Annotated in this window: 20 protein-coding genes and 1 tRNA gene; 9 read left to right on the top strand and 12 right to left on the bottom strand. The window is 38.3% G+C overall.

Annotation, left to right across the window (positions count from 1 at the left end; translation table 11 throughout):
• Nucleotides 1–306: 306 nt before the first annotated feature.
• Nucleotides 307–1,008 carry a pirin family protein gene (locus JI723_RS16385; protein ID WP_070928914.1) on the bottom strand — a complete coding sequence of 234 codons (702 nt, stop codon included), beginning with the start codon at nt 1,006–1,008 and terminating at the stop codon, nt 307–309.
• Nucleotides 1,009–1,137: 129 nt separating this feature from the next.
• Here JI723_RS16385 and JI723_RS16380 point away from each other — a divergent pair, with 129 nt between their 5' ends.
• Nucleotides 1,138–2,040 (top strand): LysR family transcriptional regulator, encoded by a 903-nt coding sequence (locus JI723_RS16380; RefSeq protein ID WP_070928913.1) that lies wholly within the window; start codon nt 1,138–1,140, stop codon nt 2,038–2,040.
• A gap of 159 nt (nt 2,041–2,199) precedes the next feature.
• Here JI723_RS16380 and JI723_RS16375 read toward each other — a convergent pair whose 3' ends face one another.
• The 5 genes from JI723_RS16375 to JI723_RS16355 form a co-directional block, all read right to left on the bottom strand.
• Nucleotides 2,200–2,595, bottom strand: a complete 396-nt coding sequence (locus JI723_RS16375) for a DoxX family protein (protein WP_140180897.1) — start codon at nt 2,593–2,595, stop codon at nt 2,200–2,202.
• A gap of 243 nt (nt 2,596–2,838) precedes the next feature.
• The gene (locus JI723_RS16370; RefSeq protein WP_272580703.1) at nt 2,839–3,138 is read right to left on the bottom strand and encodes a YqjK-like family protein; all 300 of its coding nucleotides are present in this window, start codon (nt 3,136–3,138) and stop codon (nt 2,839–2,841) included.
• On the bottom strand, nt 3,125–3,529 hold the full coding sequence (locus JI723_RS16365; protein WP_070928910.1) for a phage holin family protein: 405 nt from the start codon (nt 3,527–3,529) through the stop codon (nt 3,125–3,127). Before JI723_RS16365 ends, JI723_RS16370 begins: the two co-directional genes overlap by 14 nt.
• A 5-nt stretch (nt 3,530–3,534) precedes the next feature.
• Nucleotides 3,535–3,840 carry an ElaB/YgaM/YqjD family protein gene (locus JI723_RS16360; RefSeq protein WP_070928909.1) on the bottom strand — a complete coding sequence of 102 codons (306 nt, stop codon included), beginning with the start codon at nt 3,838–3,840 and terminating at the stop codon, nt 3,535–3,537.
• A gap of 326 nt (nt 3,841–4,166) precedes the next feature.
• Nucleotides 4,167–4,829 (bottom strand): DedA family protein, encoded by a 663-nt coding sequence (locus JI723_RS16355; RefSeq protein ID WP_070928908.1) that lies wholly within the window; start codon nt 4,827–4,829, stop codon nt 4,167–4,169.
• Between the two features lie 621 nt (nt 4,830–5,450).
• Here JI723_RS16355 and JI723_RS16350 point away from each other — a divergent pair.
• Nucleotides 5,451–6,410 carry a TerC family protein gene (locus tag JI723_RS16350; protein WP_070928907.1) on the top strand — a complete coding sequence of 320 codons (960 nt, stop codon included), beginning with the start codon at nt 5,451–5,453 and terminating at the stop codon, nt 6,408–6,410.
• Nucleotides 6,411–6,683: 273 nt separating this feature from the next.
• Nucleotides 6,684–7,940: a serine/threonine transporter SstT gene (sstT, locus tag JI723_RS16345; RefSeq protein WP_272580702.1), complete on the top strand. Its 1,257-nt coding sequence runs from the start codon at nt 6,684–6,686 to the stop codon at nt 7,938–7,940.
• A 117-nt stretch (nt 7,941–8,057) separates the two neighbouring features.
• On the opposite strand, the gene JI723_RS16340 is transcribed toward sstT, so the two are convergent.
• Nucleotides 8,058–10,079: an NADPH-dependent 2,4-dienoyl-CoA reductase gene (locus JI723_RS16340; RefSeq protein ID WP_337979562.1), complete on the bottom strand. Its 2,022-nt coding sequence runs from the start codon at nt 10,077–10,079 to the stop codon at nt 8,058–8,060.
• Nucleotides 10,080–10,419: 340 nt separating this feature from the next.
• Here JI723_RS16340 and JI723_RS16335 point away from each other — a divergent pair, with 340 nt between their 5' ends.
• Entirely contained in the window at nt 10,420–11,016 is a 597-nt protein-coding gene (locus JI723_RS16335) for a GNAT family N-acetyltransferase (RefSeq protein WP_337979561.1), read from the top strand.
• Nucleotides 11,017–11,061: 45 nt separating this feature from the next.
• Here the strand turns inward: JI723_RS16335 and JI723_RS16330 are convergent, their stop codons facing one another.
• Nucleotides 11,062–12,132 (bottom strand): NAD(P)H-dependent amine dehydrogenase family protein, encoded by a 1,071-nt coding sequence (locus JI723_RS16330; RefSeq protein ID WP_140180891.1) that lies wholly within the window; start codon nt 12,130–12,132, stop codon nt 11,062–11,064.
• Between the two features lie 360 nt (nt 12,133–12,492).
• On the opposite strand from JI723_RS16330, the gene JI723_RS16325 reads away from it, so the two are divergent.
• Nucleotides 12,493–12,569, top strand: a tRNA-Ile gene (locus JI723_RS16325).
• A 171-nt stretch (nt 12,570–12,740) separates the two neighbouring features.
• Here JI723_RS16325 and JI723_RS16320 read toward each other — a convergent pair.
• The 4 genes from JI723_RS16320 to JI723_RS16305 form a co-directional block, all read right to left on the bottom strand.
• Nucleotides 12,741–13,649 carry a nucleoside hydrolase gene (locus JI723_RS16320; RefSeq protein WP_140180889.1) on the bottom strand — a complete coding sequence of 303 codons (909 nt, stop codon included), beginning with the start codon at nt 13,647–13,649 and terminating at the stop codon, nt 12,741–12,743.
• Nucleotides 13,650–14,272: 623 nt separating this feature from the next.
• A complete protein-coding gene (locus JI723_RS16315; protein WP_140180887.1) occupies nt 14,273–15,460 on the bottom strand; it encodes an MFS transporter in 1,188 nt (395 codons plus the stop codon).
• Between the two features lie 214 nt (nt 15,461–15,674).
• Complete coding sequence (locus tag JI723_RS16310) at nt 15,675–16,013, bottom strand: SEL1-like repeat protein (protein WP_319067407.1); 339 nt, start codon at nt 16,011–16,013, stop codon at nt 15,675–15,677.
• A gap of 183 nt (nt 16,014–16,196) precedes the next feature.
• Nucleotides 16,197–16,352 carry a hypothetical protein gene (locus JI723_RS16305; protein ID WP_319067406.1) on the bottom strand — a complete coding sequence of 52 codons (156 nt, stop codon included), beginning with the start codon at nt 16,350–16,352 and terminating at the stop codon, nt 16,197–16,199.
• Nucleotides 16,353–17,126: 774 nt separating this feature from the next.
• On the opposite strand from JI723_RS16305, the gene JI723_RS16300 reads away from it, so the two are divergent.
• The 4 genes from JI723_RS16300 (at nt 17,127) to JI723_RS16285 (ending at nt 19,149) form a co-directional block, all read left to right on the top strand.
• Nucleotides 17,127–17,303 (top strand): hypothetical protein, encoded by a 177-nt coding sequence (locus tag JI723_RS16300; RefSeq protein WP_319067466.1) that lies wholly within the window; start codon nt 17,127–17,129, stop codon nt 17,301–17,303.
• A gap of 19 nt (nt 17,304–17,322) precedes the next feature.
• The gene (locus JI723_RS16295) at nt 17,323–17,979 is read left to right on the top strand and encodes an IS1595 family transposase (RefSeq protein ID WP_272580743.1); all 657 of its coding nucleotides are present in this window, start codon (nt 17,323–17,325) and stop codon (nt 17,977–17,979) included.
• Between the two features lie 243 nt (nt 17,980–18,222).
• Nucleotides 18,223–18,459 (top strand): HEAT repeat domain-containing protein, encoded by a 237-nt coding sequence (locus JI723_RS16290; protein WP_272580696.1) that lies wholly within the window; start codon nt 18,223–18,225, stop codon nt 18,457–18,459.
• A 390-nt stretch (nt 18,460–18,849) separates the two neighbouring features.
• Nucleotides 18,850–19,149 carry an HdeA/HdeB family chaperone gene (locus tag JI723_RS16285; protein ID WP_272580695.1) on the top strand — a complete coding sequence of 100 codons (300 nt, stop codon included), beginning with the start codon at nt 18,850–18,852 and terminating at the stop codon, nt 19,147–19,149.
• Nucleotides 19,150–19,234 lie beyond the last annotated feature (85 nt).

Below are 19,234 nucleotides of genomic sequence, written 5' to 3'. Positions count from 1 at the left end.
AATATTATACTCGTCATAGTTCAAGTTATAGTGCATCTCATTGAGGTATGGCGACGTCGCTCATTCTCACCAGTCACATACTCGTGTATGCTCTTAGCGACGCGTTCGCTTGTCGCTTAGCTGCACCTCAAATTATTTAGAGTAGATGCGAATTTTGGCGGACGATGAGCTGGACTCTACCATAAGGTGACTAATTTACAGAGTATGTCGGATCATAAAATTGCGAATATCATCGCAAAAACGAGAAGGTATCGTAAGCAGAGCATTTTTGGAGGGGCAAAGAGAATTTTGCCCCTATTAGGTTGGTTATTCGCCAATATCAATCAGTAATGCACGTATTGTGGCTGGAGAAGAAAGTGTTAACTCATTTTCATCTTGAATAAATACACCGTCATTACAACGTAATTCAAGTGTATCCCCACTACCTGCTGTGAGGCTGGCTCCACCATGGATCGATTGGAGATAAGCATTTTTACCTTTCAACTTAATATGTTGTGGGCTATCAGAGCCAATATTTAGCTGGGTGATCCAAATTTGTTGACGTAACTGTAAGCTATTGTTTTCACCAGTAGGCGAGGCAATGAGCATATTACTGTCATCAGGCACTGCAATTTTTTGAGCGGGATAGTACTCCTGCTCAGGGCAAGCATTTAGCCATAATTGCAAGCGGGTTAATGGCTTTTCGGAACAGATATTGTGCTCACTGTAGCTTAAATCAGGGCGGGGTGAAAATCGGATGCATTCGCCTTCACTCACCTCTATTCGATTACCTGCGCTATCTCGGTATTCCGCACTACCTTGTAGAACTAAGTTAACAAGATCAACATGCGGGTAAGTTTTGGGCTGAAAAGCACTTTCAGGTGCAATCACTTCCTGATTCAATACTCGTAATGTTTTAAATCCCATAAAGTCAGGATCAAAATAATGGCCAAAGGAAAACGAATAGCGCGCTTGTAGCCAACCGTAATCAGCTTTTCCGCAATGGTTAACGGCTCTTAGTGTCATCATGGTGGTTAACCCCTCTTTTCGTTTTAACAAAAATATACAAATCTATACAGTCATAATAAATAGCTGGACGTCGAATTGTTAGCCAGTTAATCTGTTGCCTTCATTCAAAATTCCTGAAAGAGATATTCCATGAGTAAAGAGAGAGCATTAACACTTGAATCATTAAGGGTGATGGATGCGATCGACCGTCGCGGTAGCTTCGCGGCTGCTGCTGATGAATTGGGTCGTGTACCCTCAGCACTCAGCTATACAATGCAAAAATTGGAAGAAGAGCTCGATGTGATCCTATTCGATCGTTCTGGACATCGAACAAAATTTACGAATGTCGGCAGAATGTTGTTAGAGCGTGGTCGAGTGTTACTGGAAGCAGCTGATAAACTCACCTCAGATGCTGAGGCGCTAGCTAAAGGTTGGGAGACTCACTTGACCCTTGTTTGTGAAGCATTGGTTCCGGCCTGTGATTTATTTCCTTTAGTTGATAAATTGTCTGAAAAATCCGACACACAACTTTCTATTTTAACCGAAGTTCTTGCAGGGGCATGGGAGCGCTTAGAAAGTGGTAAAGCGGATATTGTGATTGCGCCAGATATGCATTTTCGCTCATCTTCTGAGATCAATTCGAAATCGTTATACAGTATCAACCATGTGTATGTGGCTAGTCCTGATCATCCTATTCATCAAGAGCCTGAACCACTTTCTGATGTTACGAGAGTCAAATATCGAGGCATTGCGGTTGCTGATACCGCTCGCGAAAGACCCGTGATCACCGTTCAACTATTAGATAAACAACAACGGCTAACAGTTTCGACTATCGAAGATAAACGTAATGCATTATTAGCAGGTTTAGGCGTCGCGACGATGCCTTATCCATTGGTGGAGCAAGATATTCGAGAAGGGCGCTTGCGTGTTGTTAGTGCAGAGTATAGCCATCAAACCAATATTATTATGGCGTGGCGCCGAGATAGTATGGGGGAAGCCAAATCGTGGTGTTTGCGTGAGATCCCAAAACTGTTTGCCAATAAAAACAAATAATCGCACATAAAAAAGCCCCCAAACCGGACAGAGTATTGGGGGCAATGGCTAGGATGAATATTGCGTCATACTGCAAATTACAGGGGGTGGCAATTAGCTTGCCGAATTATGCTTTCCCTTGAATTAGTTAGAGTATAAGAGGGCATAATGATGATTGTATTACCATTTTTTGTTTAATAAATAGTCGATACTGAATTTCCCTGGGCCAGTCACAGCAAGGAGTAAGTAACCTCCCGCAATCGTCATATTCTTCATAAACATCAAGCTATTTGGTCCAACGCTAAAATCAATATGGAACAGCAGAGCGGTTAAAACAGTAAACCCAGCCGTGAAAATAGCCACTGTTCGTGTTAGGAAACCAAACAGAACGGCTAGTCCACCACCCAGTTCTAATAAAATAGTTAAAGGTAATAAAAACCCTGGAACACCCATTGCTTGCATATATTGTTGGGTGCCTTCATAAGCGTCACCTAATTTGCCATACCCAGCAACAATAAACAGAATTGGCATCATAATACGAGCAAGTAATAAAACACCATTTTCTAAATTTTTCATTAAGATTCTCCAGCTAACTTGGTCAGCAAATGTCTAATAAATTCAATATTTGTCACTATATAACGTTGTTTTTAGCACTAAATGATTAGAAATCATTTGATGTACGTATAGTAATTATTTATTAGTTCAATAAAAAGCAAAGGATATTAACAAAGATGGACAAAAAATTTGAAGTATGGGTTTTGAACGAATAAAACCTGAGGCGATCACTTAAGTCGCCTCAGGTTTTTTTAAAGGGAGAGATTATTTCTGATTAGAATTGACAGCGCCCCGGATAGTACGGATGACACCCCAAGTAGCGAGCGCTTTTTTGCCTAAAGAAAAAATTCGCTTTGGGCGCTTAATGGTATAGATAGACAGTAAACCCGCAGCCGCCATAAAAATTGGCCTAAAAGTGACGATAACTTTCCATGTGCGATCATAAGGCTCAGTGACTTGTAACCAGTCATCAGAAGCGGCAGATAACGCAGTACGTTGTTGATCAATTTTGTCGATCAGGTGCTGTTTTTTTTCGACTAGCAATTGGCGTTTACTTTTGTTCATTATCTGATCCTACCAAAGCTTTTGAGTCCTTCTTTAATTGTTCGCGGGTTGCACCAAGTAAAGTCGACTGTTTCGCTTTTTTGAGTGTCCAAATAGCCCCAATAATGGCTAACAAAATAAGAACACCCGTGGTAATCGCTAGAGCTTGATAGCGATAAATAGGATCAACTGACCAAAAGATCAGACCAAGCAGACACATTAATCCAAAGGCGGTAAATAGTAGAGTGATACCCGCCATTAAAATAAGTTGAATTAGGGTGGTTTTTTCTTCCTCTAACTCAACCGCAATTAATTGAATGCGGGTTTCTACCATTTGTACTGCGATGCCAGCAATGCGCTGCAAGGTAGCTAGGACCCCTTTACCGGGGCCTTGACGCTCTTGTTGTTCCATATGAATTAACGTTTAGCGAGCAATACGCCGAGAACAACGCCAACAGCTGCACCAATACCGATACCTGTCCATGGGTTTTCGCGAACATAATTATCTGCACGACCGGCAATTTCTTTGGTTTGCTCAGTGATTTTTTCACCAGCTTGGCTGAGTTTAGCGCGTGAAGATGACAGGGCATCTTGTGCTTTATGTTTTAGGCTCTCTATTTCTTCTTTTGATTTGTTTCCGGTATCGTTGAGCATCGCTTCTAAAGAGTCTGCCAGTGCTTTGAGTTCTGCGCGTAGTTCTTCTGATGAATGGTTCGATGACATGGTGGAGCCTCCGATAAGTTAATTAATCAATATACTCGTCATACTTTAAGTTGCAGGTTTGTTCACTTGTCGTTTACCTGTACTTCAAATGATTAGAGTATAGAAAAATATAATGCCAGTCTTAACAATAACTATTTTTGCTATAAGTGCAATGAATGATTGCCTATTTATTGATTAAATTAATGTAAAAGCGTATTTAATTTTAAATAAGAAGAAATGTTGTGAAATTTTTGTTAGTAAATTGTTATCGCTAAAGGGGGGCTAAGGGTTGGCAATAAATCAAAGATAAAGCGAGAGGTGGATTGCCCTCTCGCTTAATAGTGAACTTATTTCTTGGTTGATAGCTTTTTCTTGACGACCACTGCGATACTGCCGATAAGACCAAGGATCAATAGTCCTACAGGGATCAACATCAGCACATTCATAATGTGGTGTTCATATTGCAGAAATATCGGGCTTTTACCAAAGCCAAAACCAATTGCAGTTAGGATCAGCACCCAAAGTAGGCCACTTAGCCAATTAAACACTTGAAAACGACCATTTTGTAGGCCTGCGAGCCCTGCGATTGTCGGTAATAATGTCCTAACAAAAGCTAAGAAACGACCTATCAATAGTGCTGCTAGGCCATGACGATGAAACAGGCCGTAAGCGCGTTGGTGGTAGTGTTCAGGGAGGTGTGCTAACCAACCTTTTACCAACTTAGTATTACCCAGCCATCGTCCTTGAATATAGCCAACCCAGCACCCTAGACTTGCGCCAGCTGTCAAAATAACAATCGTCAATGGGTAACTCAGTGTACCTTTTGCAATGAGAACACCAACAAGGATCAGTAAACTGTCACCTGGTAGGAATGCGGCAGGGAGAACCCCATTCTCAAGAAAAAGAATTGCAAATAACATAAAGTAAATCGCCCAGACCAACGCAGGATTGGATAGGGTTGCATAGTCTTGATGCCAAAGGGCAAAAAATAGTTCTTTAACTAATTCCATTAATGTTTCCTAAACGGCAATAACAGCAACAATCTTATTGTTGAGCAGGGAGACATGGATTATGCGAATACCTAAGTGAAAAGTCATGTTCCCTCAGGCTGTTAGTTTAAAGCATGCCCACTTTAACAAAAGCGAAAATAACTAAACAGTAAATTCTTACTCTATTTTTAGAATTCATTTAAGTTTTTCATTGAAGGGATCCTATGAACAAATTGTCTTTCGTGCGGTAAGTGACGTCAAAATAGATACTATCAGTAGTTTTTAAGCTAAAAATGATAAAAAAGTGTTTTTTCATTATGGATCATTTCCTCAAAAAATTTATTGAAATATTGAAGGCTAATGATTGCATTTTAGGACTAATTACCCTATCTTACTCGTTATAGCAAAGGGGAGTAACTTCTTCTTGTCGGTTTATCGTCATTACGGTGCACACATTGCGCCCGGTAGCCGAGCACCACAATTTCCTGATCCTAGGGCTTTTGTGTTGTAAGTGAGACCTTGCCAGAAGGCGAGGTTTGCACGTTGTTTATAACCAAAAAGTGGTCACTTTAGGTTCAAACAGTTTAAAGCGGCTGGCGTCTTCTGAGATGTCAGCCGTTTTTTGTTTTTTAAGGAAATCATATGCACTCTGTGGGTAATCCTGTTTTATGGGGTAGTTTTGCGGCCATAATCTTGTTCATGTTGCTTGTCGATTTGTTTTGGCAAGGTAAGCACAAAGGACAAGCGATGTCGATGAAACAAGCTGCGGCTTGGAGTATTCTTTGGGTCACTTTATCACTGATCTTTGCTGGTGGGTTCTGGTGGTATCTCAACGACACTGTTAGCGCTGAATTTGCGAATAGCCAAACAATGGCATTTTTAACGGGTTATCTACTAGAAAAAGCACTTGCGGTTGATAATGTATTTGTGTGGTTAATGTTGTTCGGCTACTTTGCGATCCCTGCTAACCTACAAAGAAGAGTATTGGTCTATGGCGTGCTCGGTGCCATCGTACTGCGTACGATTATGATCTTTGCGGGTAGTTGGCTAGTCACCCAATTTAGCTGGATCCTATACCTATTTGGCCTGTTTCTGTTGTTTACCGGACTTAAAATGGCGTTTGCCAAAGAAGACGATTCCCCCATTAATGATAAGCCATTAGTCAAATGGGTACGTTCACATTTACGTATGACCGATGAGTTGCATGGCGAGAAGTTTTTTATCAAACGCAATGGTGTGTTATTTGCAACACCGTTGATTTTAGTACTGATCTTAGTTGAAATTAGTGACGTTATATTTGCTGTTGATAGCATCCCTGCAATTTTTGCTGTCACGACTGACCCATTTATTGTACTCACATCAAATCTATTTGCGATTTTGGGTCTGCGTGCAATGTACTTCTTGCTCGCCGGTGTTGCTGAAAAATTCAGTATGCTTAAGTATGGATTAGCGGTGATTTTAACCTTTATTGGCGTCAAGATGCTATTAATGGATGTTTACCATATTCCAACCGCGATTTCGCTTGGTGTGGTGGCTGCCATTTTAGTGATTACTTTGATTATCAATACGATCGTCAATAAACGAAACGCCTCTCATTATTAACATTTAACATCAATTTAAAATTAAAGCACTCATAATTAGTATGAGTGCTTTTTTTATTTAATTGATTGAAAACCATCATACATTTTATCATCCCCTATCCTACTATAAGAAACAAAATACAGTTAAGATCACAGATATGTAAATATATTGTTAAAACAAATAAATTATTGTCTATATTTAAACTAATAGCCTTTTCAGAAGACAATTATTCCTTATACTGACAAGGCAAGCACATTTTATTCCTAATAATGATAAATAATATATGGGTCTTCTATGGAAACGAACAGAATGGGGTTATGGCAGGCCGTAACAAGAGGCAGTTTAGTTAAACAAATACTTGTTGGTTTAATTGCGGGTATTTTATTGGCATGGTTATGGCCAACAGGAGCAAAAAACGTTGCACTGTTGGGGGATTTATTTGTTAGTGCGTTAAAAGCGGTTGCGCCAGTCTTAGTTTGGGTACTGGTTATGGCATCGATTGCTAATCACCGTAAAGGGCAAAAAACTAGTATTCGTCCAATCTTAGTATTGTATATATTAGGTACCTTCTTTGCCGCATTGGTTGCGGTAATGGGATCCTTTTTATTTCCATCAAACCTTGTTTTAGCCGTTGGTGATACTCAACTTACGCCTCCAAGTAATATTGCTGAAGTGCTTAAGGGTTTATTAATCAATATTTTTGCTAATCCAGTCGATGCACTGATCAAAGGTAACTATATTGGTATTCTTGCTTGGGCAATCGGTTTAGGGATTGCTTTACGCCACGCAAGTGACGCAACTAAGAGTATGATCCAAGACTTCTCAGAAAGCGTCACTCAGCTAGTAAGAGTGGTGATCCGTTTAGCACCTCTTGGTATTTTCGGACTGGTTGCGTCGACCATTGCGACTACAGGGTTTGCTACTCTAAAAGGCTACTTCCATGTATTGGCTGTATTGATTGGTTGTATGTTGGTCGTAGCGCTGATTGTTAACCCAATCATTGTTTACTGGAAAATTAAACGTAACCCTTATCCGCTGGTTTTTGCTTGTCTACGTGAGAGCGGTGTTACCGCCTTCTTTACCCGCAGTTCGGCAGCCAATATTCCAGTAAATATGGGAATGTGTCGCCGTATGAACCTTCATGAAGACACTTATTCAGTTTCGATTCCATTAGGTGCAACCATTAACATGGGTGGGGCTGCGGTTACGATTACAGTGCTGACATTAGCAGCCGTACATACATTAGGTATCCCTGTTGATATTCCAACGGCATTATTGCTGAGCATAGTCGCCGCGGTGTGTGCTTGTGGGGCATCTGGTGTTGCTGGAGGCTCATTATTGTTGATCCCATTGGCTTGTAATATGTTTGGTATTTCCAATGAAATTGCTATGCAAGTGGTCGCGGTAGGAGTGATGATTGGTGTGTTACAGGATTCCGCAGAAACTGCACTTAATTCATCAACTGACGTATTATTTACCGCCGCGGTTTGTTTGTCTGAAGATGAAAAGTTAATTGATCCAGAAGCTCAATTTTCACAGAAAGATCCGTGAATGATGAAATAAACCCACTTTTATTTCTAAATAATTTAGGGTGCAGCGAGATGTTAGCTGCACCCTATCTTAATATAGGGTGTTGTGCTTGGTATCGGTGGCGAACACCTTATAACCTTATAATTGATAGGCGACTTGCATGCCTTGCTCTATTGCCCTTCTTGCGTCTAACTCTGCGGCAACATCAGCACCACCAATCACATAAGCGTTGATACCACGTTGTGATAGCTGCTCTTTCAAAGGGCGATAAGGTTCTTGCCCTGCACAAAGAATAACATTATCAACAGGTAAGCAGCGTACTTGATCTTGATGTCGAATATGCAGCCCATCGTCATCAACGCTCATATATTCAACGCTATTTAGCATTTTTACACCTCGTTTCATTAATGATAAGCGATGTACCCAACCTGTTGTTTTCCCCAATCCAGCTCCAACTTTACTGTTTTTACGTTGCAGCAAATAAAGTTGTCGAGGAGATTGTATTGGGGGGGATGAATGTTTGAACAATCCACCAGCGGAATGAATATTGGTATCGATATTCCATTCTTGATTGAATAATGGTGGATTCAAACTACTGCTTTGGCCTTTTTGGCTTAAATATTCCGCGATATCAAAACCAATACCACCAGCACCAATAATCGCAACAGAGTGGCCAACAACGCGTTTACCGAGCAAAACATCAATATAAGATAATACTTTTCGATGATTTACCCCTTCCAAATGAATGGCCCGTGGCACAACGCCCGTTGCAATAATGACTTCATCAAAATCTATTAAGTCATTAATATCAGCTTGGTGATCAAGGCGAACATCAATATTCAGTAGTTCGAGCTGGCGGCAAAAGTAGCGGATCGTTTCATAGAATTCTTCTTTTCCAGGGATCTGCTTCGCCATATTAAATTGGCCACCGATCTGATCTGATTTTTCAAACAAGGTCACTTTATGTCCGCGTTTAGCTGCATAAATCGCACATGATAGCCCCGCAGGGCCGGCACCAACGATAGCAACAGATTTCAATTGCGTGGCTTTTTCATTTGGATAGTCAAGTTCTCTAACGGCTTGTGGGTTAACAAGGCAAGAGGCGAGTTTGCCGTTAAAAATTTGATCAAGGCAGGCTTGGTTGCAACCGATACAGGTATTGATTTCATCGGCACGATTTTCCTGTGCTTTACGTACAAATGCCTCATCAGCAAGGAATGGGCGTGCCATGGAAACCATATCGGCTTGCCCGGTGGCAAGGATCCGTTCAGCAACAAAAGGGTCATTGATCCTATTCGTTGTGATCAGTGGGATATTGACGTGCCCCATTAATTTTTCAGTTACCCAGCTAAATGCACTGCGTGGTACTTGTGTAGCGATGGTTGGGATCCTAGCTTCGTGCCACCCGATACCTGTATTAATCATGGTTGCACCTGCTTGCTCGATAGCTTTGGCTAGATAGAGAACTTCTTGCCAATTAGAGCCATCTTCGACGAGATCAAGCATCGAAAGTCGATAAATAATAATAAAATTCGCCCCTACGTGCTGGCGGATTTGGCGAACAATTTCCAATGGAAAACGAATTCTGTTTTCGTAGCTACCACCCCATTGATCAGTTCTATGATTAGTTCGTTTAGTAATAAATTGGTTAATTAAATAACCTTCTGAACCCATAATTTCAACGCCATCATACCCCGCTTGTTGTGCAAGTTTTGCCGTGTTGATGAAATCATCAATAGTTTGAGTTATCTCTTGTTCAGTCAACGCTTTGGGTGCAAAAGGGGTAATTTCAGCTTGAATGGCACTGGGAGCAACGATATGTGGGTGAAAACCATAGCGACCCGCATGTAAAATTTGTAAGGCGATTTTACCGTCGGCTTGATGAACTGCCTGAGTGATCGCTTGATGAAAAGGTAGCTGCTCAGGGCAATTAAGTACGGCACCATGGGCTGTTAATGCACCTTCTTTATTTGGTGCAATTCCACCAGTAATGATCAAACTAACGCCATTTTCTGCGCGTAATCGATAGAAATTAGCTAAGCGTTGACTACCTTCAGGGTGCTCTTCAAGGCCGGTATGCATTGAACCCATTAAAATACGGTTCTTTAATACAGTGTGCCCCAAATCGAGAGGGGAAAAAAGATGTGGGAAATTGCTCATATTTTGCTCCCTTAAGGGGTCTTATTCTACTCTAAATAATTCGAGGCGCAGCTAGGCGACAAGTGAACGAGCCGCTAGGAAATGTGACTCGTGCGAGTGAACGTAGTCACCATACCTTAACGCAAAGCGCTGCAACTTGAAGAATGACGAGTATGACAGGTCAGAGGAGTTAACTGTAGCTCAATAAAATGGTTAATAGAAAAATATGTTAAAAAAATGTGATATTTATCATGTGTTTTATTTGTATATAGTTAGCGTCAATGATAATTACATATTATTTTATACTTCTGTCACAATTCACCTGTAGAAATAGTCAGAGCGTTCAATATAGAGGTAAACCATGAAAAATATATGTCAGGTGATTGAACTTGAAGGGAAATTTGTACGACTTGAGCTATTATCTCATCAATATGACCAGCAATTTTCCCATATTATACAACGCGATGGTCTACACAATTTATGGTATACCTCGGTGCCTGAGCCTGAAAATGTCAGTAAAGATGTTGATAGGCGGCTCGGACTTTATCAAAAACAAGAAATGCTGCCATTTGTTGTGATAGATAAAACAACAGGCAACCCTGTAGGTATGACGGCTTATAATAAAGTCGATCATGAGACTCGTAGGGTTGAAATTGGGGCGACATGGTATAGCCGAGAAGTTCAACGTACAGCCATTAACACCGAGGCAAAATTTTTATTATTGCAATATGCCTTTGAATCTCTAGCTTGTGTTGCCGTGGAGCTTAGAACTCATTTTTTGAATCAGCAAAGCCGTAAAGCGATTGAGCGTTTGGGGGCAAAACTCGATGGTATTTTAAGAAGCCATGTTTATACACGGACGGGAGAACTACGCGATACCTGTGTTTATAGCATTATCTTGTCCGAATGGCCGTCGATCAAACGCCATTTAGAGTGGCAAATGGTTAAACCACGGTAGTGATTATGGAGCACATCTTCTAATGCGCTCCATGTACTTATGCTGTTATAAGTATTCGTGCATTGGTTTAGTCATAAAGACATTATTTGGCATTTTCTCTGTTGTAATGAAGCCCGCAGGGCTTTTGATCAGTGCAGGTATGCGATTAACCAGATTAGCACAGGTCAATTCGACCGTTGCTGGGTTATTCACTTCAATGGCTGTATTTGGCTCACCAATAAATTGCCAACTATTTTTATCACACTCATTTGCCGTTAATATTTTTCCAATGCATTCTGTTTCTAAGGTTATGCCTTCAGCAGTTTCGGTGATCACAAGCGCAGATAAACCTAAGACATCACCTTTTTTAACCGTCATTTTTAAGGTATCTGAATAGATATCTTCGGTAGCAATTTGAGGAACACAACGCTGAGTTTGATTGGTTATAGTCAGCCCTAAACGGCTAGCTAACCAACCGTTTTGTGTCCACATATAAGGTGGAGCATATTCGCCACTTTCTATTTTTTGTGAGATCTCTGCATAAGGAAGATCATTATAGTTACCAATTTGCTGATTAAACTCAGTCACAGTTAATCCAGCACCGTGGCCTTTTGCGAGTGCTATCCCATAATCTTCAACGTTGTAGCAGCTAGAGCCTTTGATCTTGGTTAGCTTATGCATAGAGCCGGCCAAGGTATCAATCAGTACCCCCCAGTACATATCTGGATAACCACTGCCTGCTAGGGTACAATTAGTCGTTTTTGCCAGTTGATCGAGTTCTTTAGTTATTTCAGGTGATGAATTCCATGGATAAAGGGCTTCTTCGCCAGTCGAAATCGCATTGATGCCTAGGCGAGCAAAGAGGGAAAATGCGTCATTTAAGTCAGCCATGGTACTCAACGTTGCGATAACGCCGACGTCAGGTTTTAAACGAGATAATGTTGCTTCGGCTTCATTCAAGGGCTGAACTTTAACTCCTGTTAACTCAGTACCCGATATTTCACCAATATCTTTGCCAATAACCGCCTCATTGATATCAAAAGCCGCTACGACTTCAGCGCCATGTTCTTGTAGGTAACGGATCAAGAACTTGCCCATTTTTCCACAACCGTATTGAACAGCACGTACTTTTTTCATCGTTAAGATCCTGTTGTTAATCATCTACCTACATACTCACCTAATGTAGATAAATATTATTGTTTTATATCAATTAATTATGCTGTTTCGATGTTTAAACTATAAAACAGATTCTGTTGGGGCTTTATCAGGAATATTTCATTTTTTATAAATTATTTACTGTAAATATATGTTGGAAAAGTCTCTTATAAACGCAAATACAGCAAGAAAAAAGCATCATTATTTCATTATGAATAATAGTTTTTGATGATGCTATCTTGCTGAACGATAAGGCTGTGTAAGTGATTGGATAGAAAATCGCCATACAGTTTGGAAAGACTAGACCTGAGATAAAACAGCACGTATAATCGCTCCCACTTTGGCCCCTTAGCTCAGTTGGTTAGAGCAGTCGACTCATAATCGATTGGTCGCTGGTTCAAGTCCAGCAGGGGCCACCAAATTTTAGCTGTTAAATCAGCATATTAAGCCACTTTGAAAGAAGTGGCTTTTTTGTTTTTATCGCTTATTGACGACAAAATGTCGACACGGTTTTATTATCGTGTGAGTAAAAGAAGGTGATCTTGATAGTTGAAGGTACTGATCACTCGGCTAATATAGCCATGTATTGTTTAACCAAGCGTACCTATGCGTTCTGCAATTAAAGGCATTAATTTTGAACTATCTACATCGGTGACAATTGTGCATTTAGGTTTGGTAACTTTATTTTTTGTACTATTAGTCACTAAGCTATGACCAAATAGGGTCTTGGATCCACATTCAATATAAATATTCCCTTCTACGGATGAAAATATCTCTGGCTGAATAAGATAAGCAATAACACATGGGTCATGTAGAAATGGATCAAACTCTGCATATTTGCGAGACATTGCTGCGGTAATTTGAGCAATATGGCCTTGTTTTTCTAATGAGTTACAAAGACCAGATCGAATATCAGCTTTTGTGGTGACATCAAGACCCAACATGGTGACATGGTGGGCATTTTCAAAAACGATATGCGCAGCGTGTGGATCGACATAAAAATTAAATTCCGCCGCTGGCGTGACATTTCCTTGGGTGAATGCCGCTCCTCCCATCAATACGATATCTTTTATATTATCGGCTAACCTTGGTTCTTTGATCATTGCTATGGCTATATTGGTTAGAGGGGCTATTGGGCAGAGTGTTATTTCACCAGGGTTTGACATCACAGTATCAATGATAAAGTCGACTGCGTGGCCTGAGTGTTCAGGGTAATTTGATTCAGGTAAAGGAATACCCGCCAGACCGTCTTCGCCATGTACATCTGTGTGATTGCTACATTTTGTCATAATTGGATGTGAGCAGCCTTTAACTAAGGGAATATCAGGCCGTTTTACCAATGCTAGCAGTCGTTTCGCATTATTATGAACTCTATCTAATCCAACATTTCCCGCGACAGTCGTAATGCCAACTAGCTCTATTTCAGGTGAAGCAAGTGCTAAAAAAATCGCGACGGCATCATCAACGCCTGGATCACTATCAATAATAATTTTATGCATCAGTAGCTCCTCAGTTTATATTTATACAAGATATCCAGCATAGCAATTAATAAATAATTGGGTGATTAACCATAAATTCGATTTTTTTATTGTTAATCTATTACTTTTACTGTGATGGGGGTGGAAAAATATCTTTTTTGCGGCAGATTTATGATTTTTGGAATACTAATGCTTTTATTTCTATCATGAAACTGACATTGTGAAAAAATACGATATTACTCAAGTTTTAAGTTGTAGTTTGGATAAGTTAGAGCAAATAAAACTTTATTTTTCTTCACTTAATCTAGATTAGAATTAAACGTTTGATTAATTATTAAGGAATTGGAACTGCTTCATTTTTATGACTATAAAAAATAGGGTTTTTATTTCTTACTATCTAGGGAAACATTGTGGTATCATTAAAAAAATTAATAATATCAATGTGCTACTTTCGGTTTTTATGGTTGTTAATGCGAGTGCTATATCCAATTGAATGATTCGTGATCATGGTCAATTTCTTCTGTATTACCATACCCACTCCTTGGGATATTTAGTTTTCATCATCAAGCAGATTGCCATTAATAGATACAAAAACACTAGCCACGATAAGAAATGGCTAATGTTTTATTAGAGATTTTTAGTGGCTAGTTAATTCTTTTTAAAAAGCATGCGACTAATATCGCAGAGCATATAGAGCATAGCAACGCAAAACTAATAAAGACGACCATATTTGTAGAGTTGACTAAGATATATCCACCAATTGCAGGGCCGAGCGCCATCCCTCCACCAATAACTAGATTGATGTTATTCATTAACCTACCACTAGTATCTAATTGAGAAACCGTTGCCATAATAAAAGGTAAGACAAAGGTCCAAGTGAATTTAAACAAAAATGCGGCAATGATAAAGCGAGTAACTACAGGGGAATCGAGTAACAATAAAATGCTGGCAATTAATAATCCATAACCTAAAAAAACTAATTTATTGGTTTTAAACTTACTGGCGATAGCTGCTGCTATCATTGAACCAATGATCCCCAATACGGTCGCAATAGCTAAAACTCGACCATTTTCTTCGGCGCTTAAGCCACTTTTTTCACCAAATAGACCAATAAAGGTCCAAACTTGGCTAAGACAGATATAGAAAACTAAGATAGCGATGATCGCCATTGTCTTATTAGCAACGTTATTTTTAGTATTGACCATAGCTGCATTTTGCGGTTGCTCCTTTTTAACTACTTGATCTGGAAATGCTTTAATTAAAGGAAAGGATACAATCATCAAAGCCGCTAAAATAAAGTAAACAATACGCAAGCCAAACTGTTCAAATAATGGTGGTAGCGCAAGTAGCCCAAGAGTACCTAATATTAATTGTCCTAGTACCCAAAAAGCATACATGCGACTTGGGTTTTCGGTTTTCCCTGCGCAAGAAAGACAGATGATCATTAAAGTACCGCCAGCTAGAGATGCGATGATACGAAAAATAAATAGCGCCGCATAAGTGGTTGTAAATGCAGAAATCAAATTACCAATAATAAAAACAATAATTGATAACACCGCAATTCTTTGCCAGTTAATACGGTTGATCCAATACCAAGCAGGGATAGTCGCAAAGCTCATGGCGCCTAATTCCGCGGAGAATAGATAACCGATTTTATCAGCAGAGAGCTGCCATTGGGAGGCCAGCTGACTGGCAACAGCAGGCGCTGTCATTAAAATGCCTGGAGCAATCGCTGCAAAAATAATAATTGCTAACAATAAATTCAGCGAAGATTTTAGAACAATTTTTTGGGGAATATCATTGACTTCTTGTGTGTGCAGCGATTCGTTCATTTTGGCACCTCGTCAATATAATAAGTATTGCCAGTAATATATGTTAATAAAAAGTTAACATGCATTGATGATTTTAGAGCTAAATTACCTAAAGTGACTATCATTCTTAAGAACGAAAATCAGATGGTTTTTTGTTTTTAAACGACGATTTGTTGACTATGGAAATAACAGCTGAGCTAGTGAGCCCTAAGTAGAACTCACTTATAGATAGAAGTTAAAAATTAGAAGGAGATTGGTTTTCGAGTGCAAAGCAGGCTTTCTCTAAACCTCCTTTACATGCGAGTTCAAAATAATATCGAGCCGCATAGGGGGATGCGTTTTCAACTTCTCCTTTTTGCATTAACCAACCAAGATTATATTGTGCATATGTGTTACCTTGCTCGGCTGAGAGCATAAACCATTTTTGTGCTTGTTCTGACTCTTCAGTACATTGACTCAATAATTTAATATTGTTATTCAAATTAAGATTTTCACTATTTAATTTTTTTAGTGCATCCTCGACTTGCTGTTTTATCTCTTCTTGCTGCTTTAATTTTTGCTGTATGTTCTTCATATTCAATAAAAACAATAGATCATTATTAATCTTATTTAATTTTACTTGTAGAAGCTATCTTTCTTGTTGTTGTAAACGAATTTTATACTGACGCTCATTGATGGTTAATGCTTGTATTTGTCGATTAAGCATTTTTAATTTCAATTGTGGTAACTGAATGCTACTTAGGTTGCTATTATAAGGCTAATTGTTTTCCATACCTTGCTTTTTTTCTTCATAGTCATTAGCAAACTTTAATAGCCCAGGCAGCTGATTTAGGTTTTCTTGTGATAACGAAGAAAGTGGTAATGTTGAGAAAAATACTAAGGCATAAATAGTATGGTAAATAACTCCATTCATAATAAACTCTCGAAGATTTGTTAGATGATCTTCATTTAATGATGTGTTTTTTCTATGGGGTATAATAAGTATCAATTAAATTCAACTGTATCAGAATATAAATTAAAAAATAAAATTTCTATCTTTCATAATCCTGAATAATTATATTTATTTAAATAATATTATGGATTTATGGATATTGCAAAAAAAATCATATCTTAATACAATAATTTGATTTTATTGCGTTTTTTAATGATAGAATTGAATAATATTTATCTATGTAAAAACGATTAGGTGCTAATACTTAAAATCTGAATTTCTATGAATATAAGAATTAAAAACCTATTTTTTATTCTTTTTTTGATTTATTTGGGTTATGAATCCATTCTTATTTGTGTGTTCTTAATTTGAATGTTTTTTTGACAGCATTAATGTGTTTCCCCATGTAGGTATACACTTATTTTGAATATTTAATCTGTGGAGGTAACTGCTTGAGGAATATTACTTTATTTATTTATTTTTTTTTTTTTTTTTTTTTTTTTTTTTTGGGGGGGGGGGGACGCGAGTGAAGTAAATTTAATTCGAACCAAGCAAGGCAGGAAATAATTTTGTACAAGCAGGCTTTAATAAATAAAGTTGGTTGTATCAGGAATTAGGAGCCTAATATGATAGTGGAACAAGAAGTGTCAAAAAGTATTTTTATGGCAGCAGTACGAAAAGAAATTTTTCGCTTAAGGAAAAAAAGGCTTAACAGGAAAGCAGTTAGCTAAAAAATCAAATGTCTCACAGAAACAAATATATCGATATGAAAGAGGTGTATGCAATATAAATGTAGATATACTTTTTGTTATATTGCATGAATTAGATTGTAGTTTAAGTAATTTCTCTAGTTCTGTTTATTTAAAAATTAATGATACGGAAAAAGATGTAAATACTCATTATATTAATTTAGGGGCAGTCCTAGATAACTAAGATCATCTAGGATAGCTCCATAAGAAAAAGCAGACTCAGTCAGTACAAACAAGAACGGTTACTTAAGCTATTTATTGCAGGCTCCACGGCCCGTATTGCCGCAGAATTGGTTGGTGTCCACAGAAATACAGCTGCTTACTATTTTCATCGGCTCAGAGTGCTGATAGCTGAGCACGTTGATAAGCACACTTGGTTTGATGGCGAGATTGAACAGGGTGAAAGCTATTTTGGTGGTCGTCGCAAAGGTCAGCGTGGTAGAGGGGCAGCTGGAAAAGTGCCTATCTTCGGTCTTCTCAAGAGTGGTGGCAAGGTTTATACTCAGGTCATACCTGATGCTAAATCACGGACATTACTGCCAATGATTGAGTCAAAAATTTACCCTGACAGCATCGTCTACACAGATAATTTTTCCAGTTATGATGTACTGGATGTGAGCGATTTTAAGCATTACAGGATTAATCACAGCACCCAATTTGTCGACAAAAAGGAGCGGCAAAATCATATCAATGGTAGTGAGAATTTTTGGAACCAAGCGAAGCGTCATATGCGTAAATTTAACGGTATTCGGAAGGCTCATTTTGAGCTGCATCTAAAGGAATGTGAGGGGCGATTTAACACACCTCATACAAAACAACAATTAACTATGCTAAAACAGATAGTTAAAAGTAAAATTTAAACCTTACTAGGACTGCCCCTAGAATTATATTATTATTAATAGTATTTAATAATTTATTATAGGAGTGATAATCATAAAAATCTAAATAAAACGTTTTTTTGTAATATGTCAAAAATATTCTCTAAATGTGTAAAGACATCATTAGCTACTCAATTGGCTTCATAATAAAGTGAGATGTAATGGGTTATTTGATTTAAAATAATTAATTATACTTAATTTCTTCTTGTTATAACGAGTTGAACCATGGAAAAACAAATCATAAGTACACTCATTGGATTAACCTTTCGAGGCAACGATGATGTCAAGATTGCAGCGATCTCAGCATTAGGGGATTATAAAGCGACAATCGAACAACAAGAAGCGGTTGTGAGGTTAATTGATTTATGCAAAGATCCAAATAAAGACGTCGCTATTTCATCTATTCGATCACTAAGTAAACTGTCTGGACATTTTGGACAATCATTAGATCGAAAAGATTAATATCATTAATTAAATTAATAAAACTTTAATGAGTAATTAATCGATTTTTATTTTTAAAAGTAAAAGTGAATGCATTAAACGAATGAATCCTCGGTGAGTATATTAATAATAATCTATATTTGATTACTAAAACTTTAAAGCATTATTTATATTGATGTGTTTATTATTGTTGTTATTCAGGTATTATACTTCTTATTATGTCATTAAACATTTAACTTGCTTTATTTTGATTATCAAAATAAGACTATATAAAGTTTGGTGAGTTTGTGATAAAAATAAACATAGCTACATATACTCTGAATAATTCGAGGTACAGCTTACTAATAACACTGTAATTTGAAATATGATGGGTAAAGTTATGCACGATTAATACACTATAGAGGGTCTATAATGAAAAAGATTGTTATCTCTAGCATTTTGGCTGCAATGGCAGCATTTTCTGTTAATGCGATGGCTGCCGATTCAAACGTGGTTACGCCTGAGAAGATGACTTGCCAAGAGTATATTAACCTCAACCCACAAAGCTGGGCGCCAGTTGCGTTATGGATCACGAATGCCGAGACTCAATTTAAAGGGGGTGATTACGTTGCTCTGACTGAGCAAAGTGTTGCTGAAGCACCTCAAATTGTTGAATTCTGTAAGAAGAATCCAGAAGGGACTCTGCAAGATTATTTAGCATCAAAGAAATAAGCTAAATTTCACTGATTAAAGCCTTATTAATTAGGTGTTTGCTTTTACTATAATCAAAAGCAAACACCAGATATTAAGTGTCAAA

Source organism: Providencia manganoxydans, assembly GCF_016618195.1.
In the GTDB taxonomy this organism is placed as follows: Bacteria; Pseudomonadota; Gammaproteobacteria; order Enterobacterales; family Enterobacteriaceae; genus Providencia; species Providencia manganoxydans.
This window is presented reverse-complemented; position numbering and strand designations above follow the sequence as displayed.

Bases quoted from the DNA above. Each gene is read 5' to 3' on its own strand.
- JI723_RS16385 (WP_070928914.1), bottom strand. From the start codon at position 1,008: ATGATGACACTAAGAGCCGTTAACCATTGCGGAAAAGCTGATTACGGT.
- JI723_RS16380 (WP_070928913.1), top strand. From the start codon at position 1,138: ATGAGTAAAGAGAGAGCATTAACACTTGAATCATTAAGGGTGATGGAT.
- JI723_RS16375 (WP_140180897.1), bottom strand. From the start codon at position 2,595: ATGAAAAATTTAGAAAATGGTGTTTTATTACTTGCTCGTATTATGATG.
- JI723_RS16370 (WP_272580703.1), bottom strand. From the start codon at position 3,138: ATGAACAAAAGTAAACGCCAATTGCTAGTCGAAAAAAAACAGCACCTG.
- JI723_RS16365 (WP_070928910.1), bottom strand. From the start codon at position 3,529: ATGGAACAACAAGAGCGTCAAGGCCCCGGTAAAGGGGTCCTAGCTACC.
- JI723_RS16360 (WP_070928909.1), bottom strand. From the start codon at position 3,840: ATGTCATCGAACCATTCATCAGAAGAACTACGCGCAGAACTCAAAGCA.
- JI723_RS16355 (WP_070928908.1), bottom strand. From the start codon at position 4,829: ATGGAATTAGTTAAAGAACTATTTTTTGCCCTTTGGCATCAAGACTAT.
- JI723_RS16350 (WP_070928907.1), top strand. From the start codon at position 5,451: ATGCACTCTGTGGGTAATCCTGTTTTATGGGGTAGTTTTGCGGCCATA.
- sstT (WP_272580702.1), top strand. From the start codon at position 6,684: ATGGAAACGAACAGAATGGGGTTATGGCAGGCCGTAACAAGAGGCAGT.
- JI723_RS16340 (WP_337979562.1), bottom strand. From the start codon at position 10,079: ATGAGCAATTTCCCACATCTTTTTTCCCCTCTCGATTTGGGGCACACT.
- JI723_RS16335 (WP_337979561.1), top strand. From the start codon at position 10,420: ATGAAAAATATATGTCAGGTGATTGAACTTGAAGGGAAATTTGTACGA.
- JI723_RS16330 (WP_140180891.1), bottom strand. From the start codon at position 12,132: ATGAAAAAAGTACGTGCTGTTCAATACGGTTGTGGAAAAATGGGCAAG.
- JI723_RS16320 (WP_140180889.1), bottom strand. From the start codon at position 13,649: ATGCATAAAATTATTATTGATAGTGATCCAGGCGTTGATGATGCCGTC.
- JI723_RS16315 (WP_140180887.1), bottom strand. From the start codon at position 15,460: ATGAACGAATCGCTGCACACACAAGAAGTCAATGATATTCCCCAAAAA.
- JI723_RS16310 (WP_319067407.1), bottom strand. From the start codon at position 16,013: ATGAAGAACATACAGCAAAAATTAAAGCAGCAAGAAGAGATAAAACAG.
- JI723_RS16305 (WP_319067406.1), bottom strand. From the start codon at position 16,352: ATGAATGGAGTTATTTACCATACTATTTATGCCTTAGTATTTTTCTCA.
- JI723_RS16290 (WP_272580696.1), top strand. From the start codon at position 18,223: ATGGAAAAACAAATCATAAGTACACTCATTGGATTAACCTTTCGAGGC.
- JI723_RS16285 (WP_272580695.1), top strand. From the start codon at position 18,850: ATGAAAAAGATTGTTATCTCTAGCATTTTGGCTGCAATGGCAGCATTT.